The organism is uncultured Parasphingorhabdus sp. (genome assembly GCF_963975735.1).
Lineage (GTDB): Bacteria > Pseudomonadota > Alphaproteobacteria > Sphingomonadales > Sphingomonadaceae > Parasphingorhabdus.
The window spans coordinates 214,621-235,625 of record NZ_CAXBIA010000002.1 but is presented as its reverse complement, the minus strand read 5'-3'; the positions used below and the strand labels follow the sequence as shown (position 1 = coordinate 235,625).

General features: G+C 53.7%; 16 protein-coding genes and 1 pseudogene. 3 read left to right on the top strand and 14 right to left on the bottom strand.

Going from position 1 to position 21,005, the window contains the following annotated elements; translation table 11 throughout:
• Nucleotides 1–187: 187 nt before the first annotated feature.
• Genes AACZ86_RS04735 through AACZ86_RS04720 form a run of 4 tightly spaced genes read right to left on the bottom strand, consistent with a single transcriptional unit; the run spans nucleotide 188 to nucleotide 2,951 of the window.
• On the bottom strand, nucleotides 188–1,378 hold the full coding sequence (locus AACZ86_RS04735) for a class I SAM-dependent methyltransferase (RefSeq protein WP_339689797.1): 1,191 nt from the start codon (nucleotides 1,376–1,378) through the stop codon (nucleotides 188–190).
• A 28-nt stretch (nucleotides 1,379–1,406) separates the two neighbouring features.
• Entirely contained in the window at nucleotides 1,407–1,763 is a 357-nt protein-coding gene (locus AACZ86_RS04730; RefSeq protein ID WP_339689794.1) for a hypothetical protein, read from the bottom strand.
• A complete protein-coding gene (locus AACZ86_RS04725) occupies nucleotides 1,756–2,334 on the bottom strand; it encodes an ureidoglycolate lyase (RefSeq protein ID WP_339689793.1) in 579 nt (192 codons plus the stop codon). Before AACZ86_RS04725 ends, AACZ86_RS04730 begins: the two co-directional genes overlap by 8 nt.
• Nucleotides 2,331–2,951, bottom strand: a complete 621-nt coding sequence (locus tag AACZ86_RS04720) for a cytochrome b (protein WP_339690246.1) — start codon at nucleotides 2,949–2,951, stop codon at nucleotides 2,331–2,333. Before AACZ86_RS04720 ends, AACZ86_RS04725 begins: the two co-directional genes overlap by 4 nt.
• A 273-nt stretch (nucleotides 2,952–3,224) precedes the next feature.
• On the opposite strand from AACZ86_RS04720, the gene AACZ86_RS04715 reads away from it, so the two are divergent.
• Nucleotides 3,225–3,689 carry a hypothetical protein gene (locus AACZ86_RS04715; protein ID WP_339689790.1) on the top strand — a complete coding sequence of 155 codons (465 nt, stop codon included), beginning with the start codon at nucleotides 3,225–3,227 and terminating at the stop codon, nucleotides 3,687–3,689.
• Between the two features lie 118 nt (nucleotides 3,690–3,807).
• Here AACZ86_RS04715 and AACZ86_RS04710 read toward each other — a convergent pair.
• The 3 genes and pseudogenes from AACZ86_RS04710 to AACZ86_RS04700 form a co-directional block, all read right to left on the bottom strand.
• Nucleotides 3,808–3,963: pseudogene (locus AACZ86_RS04710) on the bottom strand (IS5/IS1182 family transposase); the annotation flags it as partial.
• A 342-nt stretch (nucleotides 3,964–4,305) separates the two neighbouring features.
• Complete coding sequence (locus AACZ86_RS04705; protein WP_339689787.1) at nucleotides 4,306–6,201, bottom strand: caspase family protein; 1,896 nt, start codon at nucleotides 6,199–6,201, stop codon at nucleotides 4,306–4,308.
• An 84-nt stretch (nucleotides 6,202–6,285) separates the two neighbouring features.
• The gene (locus AACZ86_RS04700) at nucleotides 6,286–6,483 is read right to left on the bottom strand and encodes a hypothetical protein (protein WP_339689784.1); all 198 of its coding nucleotides are present in this window, start codon (nucleotides 6,481–6,483) and stop codon (nucleotides 6,286–6,288) included.
• Nucleotides 6,484–6,653: 170 nt separating this feature from the next.
• On the opposite strand from AACZ86_RS04700, the gene AACZ86_RS04695 reads away from it, so the two are divergent.
• On the top strand, nucleotides 6,654–8,813 hold the full coding sequence (locus AACZ86_RS04695; protein ID WP_339689782.1) for an EAL domain-containing protein: 2,160 nt from the start codon (nucleotides 6,654–6,656) through the stop codon (nucleotides 8,811–8,813).
• 5 nt (nucleotides 8,814–8,818) lie between these two features.
• Nucleotides 8,819–11,410 (top strand): ATP-binding protein, encoded by a 2,592-nt coding sequence (locus AACZ86_RS04690; RefSeq protein ID WP_339689779.1) that lies wholly within the window; start codon nucleotides 8,819–8,821, stop codon nucleotides 11,408–11,410.
• Here the strand turns inward: AACZ86_RS04690 and AACZ86_RS04685 are convergent.
• The 7 genes from AACZ86_RS04685 to AACZ86_RS04655 all read right to left on the bottom strand — a co-directional run bounded on the left by AACZ86_RS04685 (nucleotide 11,386) and on the right by AACZ86_RS04655 (nucleotide 20,978).
• A complete protein-coding gene (locus AACZ86_RS04685; protein WP_339689777.1) occupies nucleotides 11,386–12,339 on the bottom strand; it encodes a crotonase/enoyl-CoA hydratase family protein in 954 nt (317 codons plus the stop codon). The two genes, AACZ86_RS04690 and AACZ86_RS04685, sit on opposite strands and share 25 nt — an antisense overlap.
• 285 nt (nucleotides 12,340–12,624) lie before the next feature.
• The gene (locus AACZ86_RS04680; RefSeq protein WP_339689775.1) at nucleotides 12,625–13,626 is read right to left on the bottom strand and encodes an NAD(P)H-dependent glycerol-3-phosphate dehydrogenase; all 1,002 of its coding nucleotides are present in this window, start codon (nucleotides 13,624–13,626) and stop codon (nucleotides 12,625–12,627) included.
• Between the two features lie 62 nt (nucleotides 13,627–13,688).
• Nucleotides 13,689–14,618: an alpha/beta fold hydrolase gene (locus AACZ86_RS04675; RefSeq protein ID WP_339689772.1), complete on the bottom strand. Its 930-nt coding sequence runs from the start codon at nucleotides 14,616–14,618 to the stop codon at nucleotides 13,689–13,691.
• Nucleotides 14,619–14,627: 9 nt separating this feature from the next.
• A complete protein-coding gene (locus AACZ86_RS04670) occupies nucleotides 14,628–15,491 on the bottom strand; it encodes a lysophospholipase (protein ID WP_339689769.1) in 864 nt (287 codons plus the stop codon).
• Complete coding sequence (locus AACZ86_RS04665) at nucleotides 15,488–16,960, bottom strand: DUF3336 domain-containing protein (protein ID WP_339689767.1); 1,473 nt, start codon at nucleotides 16,958–16,960, stop codon at nucleotides 15,488–15,490. The genes AACZ86_RS04670 and AACZ86_RS04665 overlap by 4 nt, the downstream gene beginning before the upstream one ends.
• Before the next feature lie 81 nt (nucleotides 16,961–17,041).
• A complete protein-coding gene (locus AACZ86_RS04660; protein ID WP_339689764.1) occupies nucleotides 17,042–18,622 on the bottom strand; it encodes a wax ester/triacylglycerol synthase family O-acyltransferase in 1,581 nt (526 codons plus the stop codon).
• A 25-nt stretch (nucleotides 18,623–18,647) separates the two neighbouring features.
• On the bottom strand, nucleotides 18,648–20,978 hold the full coding sequence (locus AACZ86_RS04655; protein ID WP_339689762.1) for a glycerol-3-phosphate 1-O-acyltransferase: 2,331 nt from the start codon (nucleotides 20,976–20,978) through the stop codon (nucleotides 18,648–18,650).
• Nucleotides 20,979–21,005 lie beyond the last annotated feature (27 nt).

Here is a 21,005-nt window from a genome sequence, read left to right as displayed (position 1 = left end):
CCCCGCACGCGCGGCGCAATGCTGTCTGCTAAAGCGGACCGCAGAGGACAGTTTCTATCGCAGTTGCAGGAATTCCATCTGCCATCGATCACGGGGATATCGAGTGTCTCCCGTTAGCCGGAGATGGGCTTGGTCTGGAACGGCAGAGGATGCAGTCGCTCCCCTGCCGTTCTGCTGAAGATGATATTCAGGTTTTTTCGGCCGAACAGGCATACCAGCTACCCAGCAAGGTTCTGCCTTCGGGATGCCCCTCGGTAAAGAAATCACTACGGTCGGCTTTCAGCGCTGGCACGCCCTTGCGGTAGCCCACCAGGACTTTGTCGCGCTCGAAGCCAGCCTTTTCTGCTACTTCGACCCAATCGGTGCGGGCAAGCGAGGTCATGAAAGGCTCGTTGTTATAGTGCGATTCAAAATCGCAGCGCATCTGGTCCCACAAGGACAGATGTTCGTGCCGCGGCGGAACTTCCACATGGCACATGATTCCACCGGGACGCAGCAGCCGGTGGCACTCGCGCATGATTGCGCGCATGCCCTTGGCGGACGTCTCGTGGAACATCGCCGACGATGTCACCAGATCAAAGCTTCCGTCTGCAAAATTGGTACATTCCGCATTCTGTTGGCTGAAATGTATGGGAACGCCCATCGATTCGGCTCTTGCATGCCCGTAGCGCAACATCGGCGCGCCCAGATCGATCGCTTGAATCTCCGCGTCCGGATAGGCGCTGGCGATGGCGACGGTGCTCTGTCCGATCGAACAGCCAAGATCAAGAATTCGCTTTGGCTCGAATTCGGGATAGAAGTCCTTCATATGACTGGCGAGCGTGTGTCCCCGACCATCATTTTTCCAGCCACCGTTCATATTTCGCAAATAGGTGGAGGAGAAGCGGTCATAAAGCGCACCGGCACGGAAATCATCTTCCGCCGTATCAACGGTATAGCTGCCCGGCATCCGGTGATGATCAAACGCGCCAATATAGCGCGGGATCTCCAGGTCCGGGTCAAGCGTCAGGCTCCCCACAGGAGCGCTGGTCTGCTGCTCTACTTTTTCTGCCAGTTCATCATATTGACGGGCGATAGAACCATCGATCGAGCGCCAGATCCGGTCCTGATAATGAAGCGAAAGGGTAAGCCAATATTGGTGCAGAGGATGGGCTTCCAGAGACTTGCGAACTTGTGCGCTGCTGGTTGGCTTCTTGCCGGTCGCCGCTTCCGCTTCAGGAACGATTATCTCGTCTAACAAGCGGCGGTCAAGCGGATCAACATTGCGATTGGTCCAGGCCCGCATTGCCAGAAAATGGTCTTCCATCGCCTGTTCGTCATGTGTCGCCTGCGGCATAACCGCATGTCCAAAATGCTCATGGTTTAGCTGTTTCTGCATTGGGTAATTCCTTTCGCCACTAATTAGGTCAGTCAGATGCCACTTCGTTTACAACGCCGTCATATGCGCTTTGCTCCGTCAGAGATTCCGGCAGCAGGCGTTCCAGTGCACTACCAAGCACACGATCATATATGGCTTGCCGATACGCGCCGCGATGCTGGCTAACATCAGCATCGGGGACGAACCGGTCAACATCGTCAGGGCCGTGCATGCCAACAGCTTCCAGCATCCGCTCGTTGGCGTCAAGCCGGTCCTTGAGAACCATGACTTCACCCAGAAGCGACATTACCATGCTGGCCAGAGCATCCTGCCTTTCATCTTCAAAAAGCACCGGTTGGCTGCCTTTGGACCGACTTGTCCGATCCTGATTTTTGCGCTCAACCATCAATATACTCCTTTAAATCAAACTGAAACAATGTGCCTGTGCGCGCGGCGATATCCTTTTTGTCCAGATCGGGGCCGAAGGCTTCTTCGGTCACCGCATCCTTGGATTTCAGATCATAGCCGGTCTGACTCGATAGCAGAACGATCATCTCTGTTTCAGGCTCGAGCGCAAAGGGGAATTCATGCCAGGTGCCCAGATTCAGCTGGAAGCCTGCGGATCCGTCGAACAAAAAGGCTTTTACTGACGCGAGGTCAGGCAATTCGTCGTCATTCGGCGGTGCCATGACAGCGACAAACGGCTTGCCACCGAGCGGAATAAACGCCTGCGTATGCTGGAAATGCCTCTCCATATAGCGGACTTCGCCCAGCCGCCTGCCGAGATTGGCAAGCGACACTTCGACCGGATGTTCGCATTCGAATTTCACCGGATAGGACATCGCCACCGCGCCCTTGTAGAAGTCGACGGCTACCGGCTTTACACCGCTGGCGCTGCCGATAATCTGCCCGAACGGCGCCAATGCTCCCGCATTGGCCTCGATCAGGGGCAGGTGGATGGTCTTCTGTTCATTCATATTTTCATTCCCAGCATCCGCCGCAGCACATTATCTTTCAAGATGAAGTGATGCCGCAATGCTCCTAATATGTGAAAGGTCAATATTCCGCCTGCGATATAGGCGAGCCAGCGATGCGCGGAAGCGATCGATGAATAGCTGAGTAATTGCGGCGCGTCATATGGCACCGGCGGCACTATTCGCGGGATCATACCGGCTGCGCCAAATCCGTCATGGCCGAAAAACCAGATCTGGGTCGGACCGAAGCCAGGCACATCGGCCAGTGATGACAAAGCCGCCCAGCCGAGCAGCGGAATAGCGAGCAAAAAACCGTAAAGCGCCCATTGGACAATGCGGGCCAGTCGCAATTGCCAGTCAGGCATGGCCGCACGCAGAGCTGGTGCCGGATGCCGCAGTCGCCAGAAAAGGCGGAAGATCACGAGAGCGATCAACAGCAGCCCGAGAGTCTGATGCACCTGGCTGGCCAGGATATGGACCCTATGGACATCGGGGTCCGGATTTCCATATGAATTCGCCATGATATAACCCGCCGGCACAAGCACCAGAATCGCGATGGCAGCGGTCCAGTGCAGCCATCGCGCGGTGGAGGTCCATGCGTCGGGTTGTTCTTCGGAAATAGCTATATTCTCACAATCTACGGTAGATCGTAACCTGCATCAGAAATCCCGCGGACGCAGCAAGACAAACCGCCACTATCCGCTCACCGGACACGAAAACTCCTCCCGATAGATTAGCGGATGAGCTATTCCCAAAAATCCCTGAATCAGTCGACATCGGGCCGTGATCACGATCGACGACCGGAGCGACTCCGGTTTGACGAACCGGGTTTCAATATCCGCCCTTTTGCAGAGCTATTTGTAATCTCGTCGCTACTGATCTAGTCGCCTCCTATGTCACAAACATGGACCAACAACCCATTTGTCGACCCGTTCGGGAATGCTGCGAATGGCACCCACGATCATCGCAGAGTCCATACCGGCCTTCTTCGCTGTCTCCACGAAATGACGGCCAGCGACCTCGGAGATGCAATAGTGCGGCTTCTTGCCAGCCGACATCGCCGACTTGTAGCGGTTCTTCGAAATCTGATCCTGGTCGCAAGCTGGTTACGCAGTCAGAACATCATAGAAATCGGTCGCGACTGCATCGGCGCCATGCAGTTCCTACCTCCCGAAGACGATCATGATTCGACCAGACCACTGGAGGGCGAGGAGCTCTCCGAAGATAATATCGAGAAGCGCCTCGCCGGGTTCGCCCGCAAGCCTCTCGGCATGGACAAGGACGAGGACTTCCGCATTTCCGTCACGGGCGCTCAGGAAAAGAAGGTCGCCGACCGGGAATCCGCAAAAGCGGGATAATAAAAATCAATAGTCCTTTTATGCCTGCGGAATGACGACAATTAGGCGCAAAGCAAGGGAAAATACAGCTTTCCGAAATCGGGGTATAGGCGGGGGTGCAACTTAGGATCAGTGCTCATTAACTGAGCCAGAGGATGAAGGTAACTGCGATAGCGATTGCGGACAAGAATGCGTGAGCGCAGCGATCATAACGGGTTTGGATGCCTCGCCAATCTTTGAGGCGCTTGAACACACTCTCGCTTTTGTGACGCTGCCGATAGAGGGGTTTGTCGAAGTCATTCGATAATTTTCATGAACCGCTATTCCGCTATCGGCCTAATAGCGGTCGTCCAGACATGATCATTCAAATGCCCCCTGATTATTACCATTCAGAAGTAGCCTCCCTTAGGATCAAAACTCAGTGTTTAATGGAAAAAACGCAGATGACAGATTACGCACAAATTGTGCGCATGACTGTGCACCTAATCTGATTCAAACATGTTGATAGAGTAAAAGCCATCGGCATTCTGCGGTTTCTCGTTGATGGCAATAGATGAAATTTCTTGGTCGGGGGTCCTCTCTTCCCGACCATCAACTTGGGAGAGTGATTTGCGGCTATTTTAAGCTCCCGGACAGGTCACGCCATCAGTGAGTAATTTTTCTCTCCGGGACCGCGGCACATCTGCTTGGCTATTTTGGTTTCCTCGCCATCGATGATCGCAACATCGGTGATGCTCAGGCATTTCCGGCCATCAGGTTCAGCCACCAGTGCCGTCACCGTTGAGGAACCCGACACGTCGGCCCGGGTCGGGCTCTGCCATGTTGCAACTGCACCGACCTCTTCTTTCTCGACAATGGTCATCGTCGCTTCGGCCGCTTTTTCCTGTTCCTTCTCATCGAGCTGGCAGGCAAGCTCGGCACCGAGCACGGCGCCTACACCGCCGGCGATCAATGTTCCGACCTTACCAAGTCCGGCCGCATCGCCGATCACACCGCCCAGCAATCCGCCAAACAGTCCGCCACCGGTCCTTGCACCCTTGCAATTTTTGGAACCGGACTTTGCTTTCTTCTTTGCCTTCTTATTCTTCCCCTCGTCGACGGCTTTCTCGGCGCTATCAGATTGCCCCGAACCCTCCGACATCCCGGCTGACCGGTCCATTCTTAGCTTCGGCTGCGCTAGGGCGAGTTTCACGTCAAACTCCGGTACAGGATAGCCGCCGCATCCGGTATTGAAGCAGAAACGGTCCTGCAGATATTCCCGATCCTTTTGATATCGCGCTTCAGCCGCCCGGTAATCAGCCAGATTGCGCCCCGCAGGATCGGAATCCGCATGTTCTTTCATCATCCTCTCGTAAAAGCCATCCTGGCTTTTGGGAGAATATTGCATATTCCCGCCGACCTTATCGACATAAAGTTTGGAGATCGCTTCTTGATGCTGGATCATCCGTTCGCGGAACGGGGTCAGGACCTCGCTATAATATTTGTCCAGTTTCACCGTGCACTGGTTTATGTCTTCCGCCTTGTCGAAGGGCATTTCAAAAACCTGGTGGCTCTCCCTGCAGTCCGGGTAGCCTTCCTGGGCTAGTAGCGGTGTCGCCGGCAAGGCCGGTAATTCTGGTTCTGCTGTCGTTGGCGGGACATAAGCCAGTTCGGATTCCGGCCTTGGACCAGGATCGGGTGTTGCACTAGAACGTTCTGGCAACCCCGACGGTACAGAAGCTGCGGTTCCCGCAAGACTGTTCCCTGCCGGAACAGGCTCGCTAGCGACCGGAAGTGACTGCGAGGAAGCGGGTTTCGAAACCGGAGATCGTGCCGCAACCGTTTGCGATTCCGCCGCGATCGTTGGCACCAGATAAATTGCTGTACCCGTGATATCTGCGCTCATGAACGGGCGCTGGCTGCCGCCGGTCGCCGCCAGCACATCATCACGGACGAGACCGGCCAACATCTGAATCGGCAAATCTGGTTCCGGCAGACGTTTGGCCAGCGATTCCGCGAAGGGAGAATTGAAACCGCTCCCTTCGGTTGCGATCTGTCCGGGTGCTGCCGCATAAATGATCAACACGCCATCGGCATCAAATTCGGCTAACCCTTGTGCGATAGTCCGGGTTCCGGAAGCCCACCCCTTGCCGAATTGATTTTTACGACATGCATCCAGTACCACCATCCCGATTTGGGCACCCGAGACCGACCCCGCCATTCGATCAAGGTCGATTGTTTCATCGTGAAGGTCCACCGCGGCCTGCAGTTTCGCATCAATTGGTATGAGCCAGTTTTTGCCCTGTGCCTCCATACCATGGCCGGCATAATAGATCATGGCGACTTCGGCGCCCCTGGCTTTTTCCTGAAAGGTCAGGAGCTCACGCTGAAAGCTGTTGACCGTCAAATCCAGCGCTACAGTAATATCATCGAAACCCGCTTTGCGGGCTGAATCAGCGACAATATTGGCATCATTTACAGGATGGGGAAGCGAGCCGGTGTTAACATAGGCAGAATTGCCAATGACAAGCGCAACACGTTTGGCGTCGGCCATCGTGGGCCAGATTGACGCCATACATATGATCATCAAGAACCCTATCCGGATCATTGATTATTCCCCCATGAACTGACTGCAACGTCACAGCATATTTTCGCCGATCTTGCGACGAAGGAAAGCTATTTTGGAGACTGCGCCCCATCCCCAAAAAAGCTTCGATACCTTAACCCAAAATCGCAAAATAAAGCAATGCCAGTGGCCCGGATCGTCGGTATTTCCATAGCGGCACTTGATCCAGTGCGTGCTTGAGATACCTTGCATGACTGATTCGCCGTTCAAGCCTTGATTTCCCGCATTGTAACGGTTGCGAGACAGCATATCGGCCTGTGGAATAGCCGATATTACTCCCGATCATGGCGAATATCCGCTAATCTATTGAATTGTAAGGATATAATTTCATAATCGGGCGTTAACCTTATCTTGAACATAGGGCTGTAGTCCATAACGCTATGAACACGCGCGTTTTGATAGTCGATGACCGGCCAACGAACCTGAGGATTTATGCTCAGTTTGTTACGTTGATGGGGGAGAAATATTCCGCCATCACTTATGCTGACCCTGTGGAGGCGCTGCATTGGTTGCGTGACAACCAAGCGGATTTGATGGTGGTTGACTACCGTATGCCGCAAATGAACGGTGCGGAATTTATCCGGAAAGTCCGGATGATGCCCGGTGTCAGCGAAATTCCGGCCATTGTCATCACCGCTCATCAGGATCGCGAATGCCGGCTTGCTGCCCTCGATGCGGGCGCGACGGACTTTTTGCAAAGCCCCGTTTCCCATGTCGAATTCTGCAGTCGCGCCCTGTCCCTGCTGACGAAGAGCAAGAAAAGTGTTACGCTGCGTCAGCGTGCATCGGAAATTGAACGCAAGCATGCTGCTGTCGGTGAAACAACGTCAAATGACGGCCCATCGGGCAAAAGTATGCTCGAGCAGATTATCGACACGATCCCGATCATGATCAACGCGACAGATCGTTCGGGCAATTGCCTGTTCACAAATGCCTATCAAGCAGCCTTGTTCGACAAGGATCCGGATGAAATGGTTGGCGCGGATTTCGCGGCGTTTTTCGAACCAACTCTGGCCGCCAATTCCCGTCGCAGAAATGAACTTGTGCTGAAATCCGGCCTTGCCATTCCCCATTATGAAGAAAAGATCACCAGTGATGGTGTCGATCTGATTTTTCACTGCAACAAATCTCCTCTGCTCAACCACAAGGGGGAAGCGATTGGCGTTCTGACAACCGCGGTTGACATAACGGCCCGGAAATTTGCCGAGGAGCACAGGACCCACTTGGCATTGCATGACATGCTGACCGGCCTGCCCAACCGGGTACTGCTTGCCGAGAATGTGAAGTCCACCATTGATCACTGCAAAAAAGCGAATAGCGAGGCGGCATTATTGCTGCTTGATCTCGACCGTTTCAAGGTCATCAATGATACGCGCGGCCATCATAGTGGTGATGCCCTGTTGCGGGAAGTCGCAGATCGGATTTCCAAGGTCATTGGCCCCGACGATTTTGCAGCACGGATCGGCGGTGATGAATTCGCCATTATATTCAGCAAGTTCGAAAGCATTGATTCGATCAACTCACGCTGCGCCAAAATTCTCAATTCTATCAACGAACCATATGCAATCAGCGGCGTCGGCCAGGTTATCAGCGCATCTATCGGCGTAAGCCTCATCCCCGGCGACGGGGATGAATATGAAGAAGTTCTGCGCATGGCCGACCTCGCCATGTATGATGCCAAGGCCAATGGCCGGAACTGTCATCGCTTCTTCTCGGAAGATATGAACGAAATTGCGCAAGCCGATGCCGCACTCGAGAGTGAATTGCGTGACGCGCTCGTCAAGAACCAGTTTTCACTCGAATATCAACCCATCGTGGACGCCCAAACGCTCGAATATGTCGGCCTGGAAGCCCTCATCAGATGGGATCATCCCGTTCGGGGACGATTGCTTCCGATCCAGTTTATCCGCGTGGCCGATGACAGCGGCCTCATGGATCTGCTGGGCAACTGGGTGATTGGCGAAGTATGTCGCGAAATCAAGGCCCATGCGGTCCAGGGCATTGATCTGCCACGCGTCGCAATCAACGTGTCACCGAGACAATTTCAAAATAACAATCTTTGCGATGAATTGCTGGCCAGTATCAAAGCCAATGGCATTGAACCTTCCAAAATCACCATCGAAATCACCGAAGAGCTGCTGATCGACAATAATGAAGAAGTCAGGGCAACGCTTCAACGTATTCGCAGCCATGGCGTTGGAATCTCGATTGATGATTTCGGGACCGGCTATTCCTCCCTGCAATATCTGCGGGATCTGCCCGCCAATTGCCTCAAAATTGATCGCACATTTATATCGCGCATCGAACATAGTGCGGCTGACCGGGCGATTATCGGAACCATCGCCCATCTGGCCCACGCATTGGGTATGCGGGTGGTCGCGGAAGGCGTTGAAAACGATGCCCAATTGGAATTGTTGCGGGTGTCCGGCTGCGATGAGATCCAGGGGTTCCAGATTGCCCGCCCGCAACGGGCCGAAGATCTCCGCAAATTGTTTGACGGACGGAAGAGCCATCTACCGATTCGATCGGCCGAAGGCTAACCAACATGTTATCCCGAACATCGCGCGGGTCGCCGAACTCGCATAATCATCCCATAGACCCGCATTTTGGCATGGATGGCCAGGTCCGTGATCGGGAACATGAAATGATCAAGAACCGGATCATATTGGTTGTTCTGGCATGGTCGGCTTGCGCAATCTTGAGCGCACCTACCGGATTGATCATTGGTTTCGGCGTCTATTTCGCTGCCAGTGTGACGATCGCAATTGCCTATCACGTTCACCGGAAGCCTTCGAGCGTGCGGCGATTCATGGGACTCTGCACCGATTTTGGTGCAGCAGCCTTTCTATTCCAGATCGGCAGCGAGAGTGTTGCAGCCGTATACCCGCTAATGCTCTGGGTGATTCTCGGAAACGGCTTTCGTTTTGGGGTGTTTTGGTTGTTCCTCGCTTCAGCGATGGCGGCAATTGCATTCGGGTTGACCATCTATACCGTCGAATTCTGGCGCAATAGCCCATCATTATCGATCGGTCTTCTGGTCGGATTGCTGGTGATACCGGCATATTGCTCCACTTTAATCACCAAAATTTCCCAGGCCAAAGAGGAAGCTGAGGAGGCGAGCAAGGCGAAAAGCCTGTTCCTTGCCAGCATCAGTCATGAATTACGGACTCCGCTGAATGCCATCATCGGTTACGGCACCCATCTTCTGGACATGAAGCTGCCGGAAAAACAGCATCAGATGGTCGCGACCAGTGTATCTGCGGGACGACATTTGCTGCACCTGATCAATCAGTTGCTGAACTTCGCGCAATCCGATTCTCGCGATGAACTGCCCGAGCCAAAGTCATTCTCCCTTGTCGACGTGCTTTCCGAGGTTCGCGAGATCATGCAGATTGCCGCCGACGAGAAAAACCTCAAGATCGTGCTGCAAGCAGAGCCCCACAGCAATAAAATCATCAAGGGTCAACTCGATTATATTCGCAACATACTTATCAATCTGACCAGCAACGCAGTAAAATTCACCGAATCAGGGTCAATTACCATGAAATGTGGTTTCGGCCCGGAGAATGAGCCTGGGCAGATGTGGCTGTCGGTGACCGACACCGGTCCCGGCATTCCAAAGGAAGCCCATCAGAAAATTTTTGATGTTTTCCATCAGGCCGATGATACGATAGCGAGCGAGTTCGGCGGAACCGGGCTCGGATTGGCTATTTGCCATAAATTGGCCACGCAAATGGGCGGACATATTTCTGTCGAGAGCGAACTCGGCGAAGGCAGCACATTTACCCTGGTGTTTCCAGCCGAAACTCCGGAAACTGACAAGCAAAGCTCCGACGAGGATAGCGTCAGAATTCTAGCGCTAACCCGCGATGAACATGTACCGGTCATCTGCAATGCCGACCATCAGCCGATAATAATTGATCATATCCAGTGCCACGCGGCAGACGACATCACAAAAATTCTCGAAGAACTTGATAGCGGATTCTATGACATTGCCCTGCTGGATGATGCCATTGCGAGCGAACATGATGACGGATCGCCGATGTGGTCTGCGTTTCGAGAAGCCAAACTTCCGCCGGTTCTGCTCACCGAAGGCAAAAAGAAAAATCTGACAGACCTCCAATTACGGGCGGCCTTCGCGACGCTTCTCCCTGCGGGTTCAGATTTCAGCGCTATTCGCAGCGCAGTCCAGATCGGTTGTTCATTCGCCGATTCCGGGGGGCGACACCCTCCGTCGGAACCAAGTGCCGACACCAAATTTGGTCAGGGTCGACCCGTCCGGGTGCTGATAGCGGACGACAATCGGACGAACCAGATGGTACTCGAAACAATTCTGGCCAATGCGGGTCACGAAGTTACCATCGTTGCCGACGGCGAGAAAGCGCTCGAAGAGCTCGAAAAAGGGTCGTTCGAGATTGTGTTCCTGGATGTGAACATGCCCGTCATGGGCGGCATTGAATGTTGCAGGCTCTGGCGTCAGATCGAAGGACCGCGCAAGCATATTCCGATCATCGGGCTGACAGCGGATTCGACCGAGGATACGGAAAAGAAATGTCTTGATGCGGGTATGGATCTGCGAATGACAAAACCGATCGAGGCGAATGAATTGCTTGAAGTTATAGCTTCACAAACGGTCAATATTGCTGATCAGGTGCCAGACAACCCCCACTCCGATCCGTTGGAAGTGGTCACCAGTATTGACGGTCAGACAAGCAGATCCGGCGTTCCGGCCATCGATCCGGCTCAGCTGGATTATCTTCTCTCGATTGGAGACGAGGCTTTCGTCCAATCCATTATCGAAGCCTATTTGGAGGATGCCGCCGAGATCCTGATTGCATTCAGGAAATCGGTCGACGAGCAATCGGTCGATGACTTTCGTTTCCACGCCCATGCGTTCAAGAGTGGCGCCGCGAATGTCGGTGCGACCTATCTCGTCGAGTCCTGCTCAAAGCTTGAAGTGATCGGCGAACGAGATTTCAAGAATCGACGGTTTGAATATCTGGCAAAGATCGAACAGCAAGTTGCCGATATTGCTGATTGCCTGAACCGCATTTCGACAAATAGTCACAACGATCGGATTGCCGGAATCACAGCAGTCGATCCGGTTGATCGTCAGACCGCCCGCAACGACCGCTGAATCCGGCGGTCTTGCGCTGTTGCCAGACGCTCCATCTTCCTGACGTCCGCTTCTTCAAGATAAAGCGCGGTTTCGGCCCATGTATCGGTAATTTCCAGAAGCTCTTCAAGGCTCACCGGACTTGCAATTTTTCGGGCGCGATAGACAGCACGTTCAGCATGGTAGCGCCTGCGATTTTCCTTGGTATATTCGACGATCGCGGCCTCGCCCATGCCGTCCTCTGCCAATATGTCGACGACACCCATGTCATAAAGCTCGGTCGCGGTGAACAGCTTGCCCTCGAGGATGAACCGTTCGGTATCCTTGCGACCAAGCCGCTGACGCAGAAAACTGTAGGCGCCCATACCCGGGAAAAGATTGAACAATATTTCCGGAAGGCCCAATCGTGCGCTTTTTTCGGCAACCAATATGTCAAAAGCCAGCGCATGCTCGAAACCGCCACCCAGCGCATCCCCCTGCACCAGAGCCATGGTAATGATTGGCGCACCAAAGCCGGTGCTATTCTCATATTGCATATGGACGCAGGTGCGTGCGTATTTTTTCAGTGATCCGAGATCGCGGCGACGGATACAATCGGCAAAATGTTTCAAGTCGCCACCGAGATTATAGATACCCGGCGTACGGGATCCGCAGACAAAATAGCGCAACGGGTCTGATCTCTGTGATCCGTCCATCGCATAGTTGGAGTGTATCCAGTCCTGGACCTGCTGGATTTCCTCTCCCAATTCATAGGTGTAACTCGGTCGGGATGTCTGGTTCATGTAACACCAGAATATTTCGTCGGAACGATCAAAGCGCAGTTCGATTTCGTTGAACTGTTTGCTGAAAATATCTGGATTGGAAATGGATGCCGAATGGATTAGCAAATCCTCCGCCTCAACCGGCAGATTCTCTTTCGCATCATTGGCCGCGTGACTGCGAAACTCCATACTATACTCCCTGCGTGACAAAGGTGCCCGACGATACTCAGCCTAACAAAATCCCCTGCCTACGCTATCGAATTTTATGGGATGCCCCATTTCAAAGCAAGTAAAACCCAGAAGATTTCTTAACATGCTTAATTGACTCGGAAATTTTCTTATCTTTGAGTCATTTGAGTAGGAAAAAGACCGAGCAAAATAGTTAACGTCATCAAAAATGACACAGTTTTTTCACGCCATAATTATAGTTAACAATCATTTCGGGCGTTAACATCCCGATCAAAATCAATCGTCTCAACCCGCGTCTGACTCCGCCCCGGCCGATTGATTTACCAGTCCGCGAAACGCCCGCACAGCGGAACGATTACCTTTGGTAACTTCGAAAACATCCTCGGCGATCGGCATGGCGACACCATATTTCTTGGCCAGAGCAATGACCGTCGGCGCGCTTTTGACGCCTTCTGCCACCATGAGCATTTCATCGATGATTTCATCGATATGGCGCCCCTTGCCCAGCTCGACGCCAACATGACGGTTGCGGCTCAACGGACTGGTGCAGGTCGCAATCATATCGCCCATGCCGGTAAGACCGGAAAATGTTTCCGGCCTGCCGCCCATCGCCACCCCCAATCGGGTGATTTCGGCCAGCCCTCTGGTGATCAATGCGGACCGGGTATTGTCGCCGGCACCCAGACCATCGCCCATGCCGACTGCAATGGCGATGATATTCTTGAGCACACCACCCAGCTCGCAACCGAGCAGATCGGTGTTGGTATAAACGCGAAACAGGCCCGAGTGGAAAAGCTGCTGCAGCTGTTTCACGATAATCTCGTCTTCCATCGAGATCACGCTGGCGGCCGCCTGCCCCGCCATGATTTCACGGGCCAGATTGGGACCGGTCAAAACGCCAACCGGATGCCCGGGAAGGACCTCTTCAATGACCTGCGTCATTCGCTTGCTCGTTGCCAGTTCCAGTCCCTTGGTCAGGCTGATAACGGGCACCCATGGCCGGAGATATTGCTTTGCTTCTTCCAGCACGCTGCGAAAACTGCTCGAGGGTATTCCCATGACGAGCACATCGGCGCCGGACACAGCCTCGCCAATTTCCGACGTCGCGGTCACAGCCGGTGGCAATTTGACGCCCGGCAGATATTTGCTGTTGCAGTGATTGTCGTTGATATCGCTGACGGTTTCCGGATCTCGCGCCCAAAGCTTTATCGGCGCATTTCGTGAAACCAGAGACGCAACCGTCGTTCCCCACGACCCGCCACCCAGCAATCCGACTTTCAACTCCATAAACATCCCTTCGTTGGTGAATCCTCTAACGGAAATCCATCCGGACTAGACTGAAGGGATTTTCAGTGTTTTGCAAGAAACTCCAGATGATGCTTGGCGGTGCCCTTGGGATTTTCGATCATCGGGATGTGACCGACATCTTCAAAAACGACCGATTCTGAGTTGGGGATACCGTTTTCAAGTACGTCGACGCAACTGACATCGATCAACTGGTCATGCCGGCCCCATATGATGAGGGTCGGTGCCTTAACCTGATCAAGTTGATCGTTCAGCGGTTTGGCCGTGCCATCATCGACCAAAGTCCAGAAAATCTTGTCGAGCAACTCCCGATGCACGGCGAAATCTTCATAGAAAATTTTCCGGATTTGCCCGGGTAGCTTCATCGGCTTGTGCGCTACGAATGCGAGCATTCGCTTCACATCGTCGGGACTGTGGATCTCGAGCGGATTTTTGCCTTCTTGAGCCTCTTTCTGAAGCTTGCTCTCATTGGCTCCGATGACACCAGCATTGTTGAACAGGGTCATCGAGATCAGGCGTTCCGGATAATCCAGCGCAAAGCGCAGCGACACGAAACCGCCCATGCTGTTCCCGCCGATGTGACATTTCTCGATACCCATCGCATCCAGAAAGTCGCGCACGCGTGATGCTTGCGTAGCCATGTCATAATCCCGGTCAATATCCCGGATATTTTCTCCGAACCCCGGGAGGTCGGGAGCAATCAGCCGGTATTTTCCGACAATCTCGGGCGCATAAGCCGCCCAATTATCCTTGTCACCGCCAAAACCGTGCAGCAGCACCAGCGGTTCGGCGCCGGGGGAGCCGCCTTCAAGATAGGGCCAGAGCATATCGCCTACCTTGATCGACTTCACCGTCAACTTGCCCCGTCTGCGCAGGGCATCGCGGAAAAAGCCGAACAAGACACGCGGGAACAGAACATAGATGGCAATTAGCGCCACCATGATAATTCCCACGATTGTGATCAATATATTCATGGCTTGCTGTTACCCCTTGTTTGCCGACAAGCGCTTATCCAGCCAGTCGGTCATATCATTCAAGACTTCGTCTTTTTCCGGCTCGTTGAAAATCTCATGAAATAATTCCGGATAGATTTTGAGCGACTTGTCGATCGAGGCAATATGGCTATCCAGATATTTCGATCCTTCAGCCGCAGCCAGACTGTCCTTGCCACCGTGCAGCAGGAGCATCGGTAGTGAAATCTGCCATGAATTCTCCTGAATTCTGGTCATATTGCCGAGCATTTCAGCAGCCAGCCGGGCACCCATTTTGCCATTATAGACGAGCGGATCAGCGAGATAGTCGGCGACAACCTCGGGATCGCGGCTGACTCCATTCGGATCCAGTTCAAGCACACCCAGTTTGGGAAAGAAGCGGGACAATAAACCGCTTATGGCTTTCAGGAACGCGGAAGGCTCTTCCGCCGCTTTAACGGCAGGTCCGGACAGGACACAGGCGGCAAATTTGGATTGGTTCGACAGCAGATAGGTGGCGCTGATCAATCCGCCCATGCTGTGCCCCACGAGCATCACCGGTAAATCTGGAAAATCCTGCTCGGCTCTGGCCAACAGCTGGTCAACGCCGTCGTGGAATACCGAAAAGTCGGGTACAAAACCGGGAGTCCCATCGGATTTTCCATGGCCCCAATGGTCCATGGCATAGACAGCATAGCCCCTTTCGAGACAATGTTTTGCAAAATATTGGTATCGCCCCGAATGTTCTGCATAACCGTGAACAAGCAGGACCAGTGCCTTGGGTTTGCCGTCAGGCAGCCATTTCTTCCAATAAATTTGCGCACCCGCCGCCTTCGATTCCGGCGGAAGCAGGAGTTTCCCGTCTTCCTGTCTCAAGCAATTTTCCTCTTCACCACCAATTCGTGATCATGTGCCAGTTCATTTTCAAATTTGAACAAGATCCGGTCAAGCGTCTGGCTAATCTTGGTCTGGGTCCGCACCATCTCGATTTTCGGCCATGTCGTGCGCTCGCCAAGCTGGATCAATTCGGCAATATCCTCAACCGGCAGGTTGCTCAAAATTTTTGATGGCCCCCAGAACATGGTCGGGCGGATGATGTTGATATCGCCAGTATAGTCCTGGTTGATCACCGACAGCGCCATATTCGCCATGCTGTTCAGGCGCGGAAAATAGGATAGCGGTTTCTGCATCATTTCCACATTGGCGTTGAACCATGCTTTCATGGTGGCTGTCGACGCATTGCGGATCGAGGAGAGCGGGTTACGTTTCTGGCTGAAATCGGTCGCAAACGGCGTGACCAATGGATTTGCCTGACTGACAATATGGTGATTGACCCCGTAAAGCCTCGCGAGCCTTTTTACCGGCAGGTCATGCGTTACCGAACCGTCAACCCATTTGCGATTGGGCAGATAGGGAACCCGCTCGCCGCGATGGTTTTTTGCGGCCAATGTTACCGGCGGATAGATGCCCGGAACCGCGCAAGAAGCCAGAACCGCTTCGCGAATATAGACATTGGGCGATGCGATGGCGTTCAACAGGCGCGACGTCTGGTGTTTTTCAGCCGGAGCGATCGAAACGTTGAGATGGCGGCCGGTAAGCTCATAAGCCTCCTGAAATGTCAGGTCGGGTAGCAAGTCTGTCAGACGCTGCCGTATTTCATCTGCTCGCATACGACTGGGGCCGCCCAGAAAGCCGCCCTGCCCTTCGTCTTCGTGATCCGTACCGAGCGTCAGGTTTTCCGGTTTAAAAAATGGCGGTATTTCCTTGTCGGCATGCGTACTGATCAATGCGCCAACGACCGAGCCCCCGCTGGAACCGGACATGATATCGGGTAGCAATCCTTCTTCCCAAAGCGCCTTTGCAACGCCGACATGAAAATAGAGATAAGCACCCGAGCCACTCATCAGGAAAGCTGATCGTCCGTAGCAATGCTGCGCCCGGCGAAAGAAATCGAGCTTTTCTTCGAACGGGATGTCGGTCACCTTGTCACTGGCCAGATATTCCAGTGAATTTACAATCGCGTCGACATAATCCTGAATGAGCTGCTTGGTACCGAATTTTGCTTTCTGGTGGAGGCGGGCATGGCCCATTCCGTCCATATTACCGTGGATACCTTCGTTCAGGGCATACAGCAGACCTGCATTATCCTGCGCTTTCCAGAGTCGCGAGAGGCGTTTCAGACGGCGGCGGATCGACTTGTGATCAAAATGCTTACTCTCGTCAGATGACTTCCAAATGTCGATTCCAGTGGATTTATCGTGCGCTTTCGCTGCTTTCGACCATTCGGAATAGCTCTTGGCCTGTGCCATGGCTTTTTCCATCTTCAAAGTCGTGTTCAGGATCATCGTCGGTTCACTCTTCCACCAAAATTATGCATGGTATTTGCCGTCCCCCGGGAATCGGGCGTCGCGCAATCTATCCGCTCCCTATTTCACTTTCGGCTTGCCACCGCCGCTTGCTTTTGCAGCAACCGTTCTGGGTTTCCTGGCAACCCGTCGATACATTACCGAACCATCTCTGGGCGTTACCGGCTTTTTAACCGCTACCGTCGTCTTTTTGGTCTGACGAGCACCGGCATTAGGCTTGGCATCTCGCAGTTCGTTGAAGGCTCTTTGCAGGCATTCTCGGAAAAACTCAACGTCGGGCATCATTTTTCGATCCGAGATGATACTGAAAGAGATTGTTCCGTTGTAGCTCGGCGTAGCGATAAACAGGCCCATTCCGTGTGCCAGCGGCGCCAAGCCATATTGATGGGTCAGCTTCGCGCCGTTCATATATAGCTGAATCTGGGGCCCTGGGACGTTCGAAACCATCAAATTGCTCATTTTCGGAGCAAACCGTTCGTCGGTCAGAATGCGAGCCACGCCCGCCATGGTGACCCCGGGGATATGTTTGGTCAGATCGGTCATGATCCGCGCACTCAGCCCGGATTTTGCCGCCTTGGTTTCGCGCGTAGTATCCCTGATCGCTTCGAGGCGTTTGACAGGATCGGCGATATTCGACCAGATCTTGATCGTCATAGCCGATATATTATTGCCGGGATTGGTTTCATCACCCGAACGGCTGCGGGCGTTGACAGGCGCGACCGCGACAAGAGAATCTTTCGGAAGCTCCTTATGCTTGGCCAGATAATGGCGCAAGCCACCGCTGCAGATCGCCAGAACCACGTCATTTATGGTCGCATCGCTCACTTTGAGACGCATTTTTTTCAGTTCGTCGAGGTCGAAGGTGACCGCATCAAACATTTTATGGGGGGTAACCGGACCGTTGAAGCGGGTCTGCGGAACACCGGTTGCCGTTTCCTCGTTACCGCCGGTCATGGACTTTTGTGCCGATGACAGAAGTGCAGGCGCAAATTTCAGCAATGCCTGGGCCAATTTCACCGGTGACGTGACCGTACTGTTGATCGCGCGGCTCAATATCTCGGACGTTGTCGGCAGATCATTGGTTGCCGGTTCGCCTTCCGGCAACGGGATCGCAGGCGTTCCTTTCGGGTCCTTGTCCGAAACCGCCGCGAAGAAATGCGCGCCGGAGACACCGTCGATGGTGGAATGGTGGATCCGCGTCAATATGGTGTAGCTGCCCTTGGCATAGCCGGGAATATTATCGAGACCTTCCAGCACATACATGTCCCACAGTGGCCGGGTCATATCCAGAGGTTTGCTGTGATGGCGAGCGACGTGAATACAGAATTGCCGCCAGTCGCCCGGCTCCGGCAACCGGCCATGCGAAATATGCGCTTCCAGATCGAAATGTTCGTCTTTCACCCAATAAGGGTGATCGATATCCATCGGCAGCCGGTATAATTTTCGTTTGAACATCGGCGAGACATCCATGCGCTTGCGCATATGTTCGATAATGTCCTTGAACCTTACCTTCCCGCCAGGCGCAGTGGACGGATCATAGATATAGACCGCCATCACATGGGTAAGATTGGTGGCAGACTGGATATACAGGAACTGGGCGTCCTGTGCACTCAGCTGACTTATGTTGCTCTGCTCGGTCATTTATAATGTCCTTTCGGCGGCCGCGTCATTCGAATATCCTGTCGGCCAGTGTCAGCAATTCGAGCCGCGATTTTTCCATACGGCGCGAAAGCGCCCTGAACTTCCGCAACAATGCTTTTCGTTCGGCAACAATTTCGGGCGTGGTTTCGCCGGTCAGGCCGAGACCTGCAGCCATTTTAAAGCCGTTTTCAAACAGGATTTTACCAATCGAGGCCTCGCTGGTGATCCGGCGGAGCAGATAGGCCTGCCGCCCTTCTTTCAACGCCATTGCCACACAACTTTTCTTGTCTATCGCTTGGCCGGGTTCCAGCCGTGACAGGATATCCAGCACGATCGTATAAGCCTCGACGAACGGCAAGAATACCGCATGGCCGATTAGCGGCTGGAAGCGGTTGGTGAGACTGGCGAGTTTTACGCCCCCGTCCTCGAGCTTCGTCTGCCAATCCGGATCGGCCCGTTGCAATTCTGCTTTCAGATTTTCCCGATATTGTTGCTTTTCCGGGTAGAAAAACTCGAACTTGAACAAATCCCGAAGACGATCGGTCTCTTCCCAGAACACATCTGCTGCCTTTCGGTCATCAACTTCCCGCGCCTTCAAAATCGACAGCTCAATGATTGCCTTGTCGAGGAAATGGTGGATAATCGAGTTGCGATAATAGCTGGCAATCGGATGTTGATCGGGTTCGATCGCGTAAACCAGCGTTGGCCCCTTGTCATAGCGGACGAGCAACCCGTTATTGACCAATGTCTCTATAACGCGCTGGACACCTTCAAGATTCTTGTCCGTGAGATCGTCGCTCAACCGGATGTCTCGCTCGCGGGCCCAGCCGACGAGAAAGTTTATCACTGCGCGCAGTTCGACTTCGGTCATTGCTCTCGGCGCCGTGCCGAGCAGGCACAGACACATCAGCGAAGTCAGCGTCAGCGGCGTCGCCCGATTGGCCTGTACCGCGACCTCAAATGCCATTTTCGACAAGGCCAGCCGGTCATTCGGATTGGGTGCCTTTTTGATAACTACCGGTTCGCCAAAGTCGACATAGACTTTGCCCATCGGTTCCCGCAGGCTGCGAAGATAGCCGATGAACCAGCTCAAAGATTCCGGCTTCTTGATCCGGCCAGTCTGCTCGCTGGCATATTCCTCGACATCGCGGATCAGGTCGAAACTGGTGACGACGGGGATGATATGCACATTTTCGATATCGTTGCTGTGGGCGCTGTCCATTACATATTTGAGCAAACCGTAGCGTGGCGGCATCAGCTTGCCGAGCCGGGAGCGCGTGCCCTCAAAGGCCCAGGTCATCGGGAAACGTTTCTCGAGCAGATAGCTGACATAGTAGCGCAAGACGAGCTTGTAGACGGGATTATTCTCGAAGCTCCGCCGGATGAAGATAGTCCCGGCGCGGCGCAACATGAAGCCCAGACCGAAAAAATCCAGATTGATGCCGCCGAACAAATGGATGAGCGGCAAGTCGTTCTGATAGGCAAGATCGGTGGCGGTGACACCGTCGATATAGGTTTTGTGGGTAAACAGCAGCAAGGTCGGATGGTCCCGCATCGTCTGGCGCAACCGGGTCAGCTCCTTGCGATCAAAAACCACATTGTCCTCATAGCCCTGCGACAACATGAACCGGTCGAGTTTTGCCTTCATGTCGATGAACATGGGACTGGGCCGGGCGATCAGCTCCTTCATATATTTTGCGGCTTGTTCGTAGAGCTCCACTTCGCTCTTACCCAGATCAGTCGAAAGCTTTGTCATCGCGGCCCGGAAACGGGCATCGCTGCGCAAACCGTCTGCCACATGCCGGGGTACCTTGTAGCGCCGCCCCCGCAATTCGCGTTCGGAAATATCCAGCACCAGACCAGCCTGTCGCACGACAAAGGCTGACAATTCCGCATTGTCGGTCTGGTCATAATCCTTGCTGACCTCGGCAAAGCGCTGCTTGAGTTCGCCGATTGTCGCAGGTTGTCCGGTCAGGCAATGGGCGCGGCGCTTGTTACGCAAGAGAATGGACCGGGCACGAAAACTGCCCGGGTTTCGCGGATCCCCGAAAATGACATGACGCATTTTGACCGCACGGCTTTTTTCGAAATTGGGAATACGCCAGGCAATACGCACCGGGATCACCAGAGTATCCGGATTTTCCTTCAGCTTTTCACCCAAGGGTCCGAGGCGCAATTTGGCCCGTTCATCGGACAGGGGCAGCGAGACCCAGTTCAGTTTCTCGCCAGCCGCATCCTCGGCGACGGTTTTGCGGAGCCAGTCAAGCAGATAGCGCCGTTCGACACCATTGCGCGCGTCGATAACAAATAGCTTGGGACCTTTCGCCAACAAGGGCCCGGATTCTGCTATTTGCATTGTTTCTTTCATTCCGGCTCCCTGACT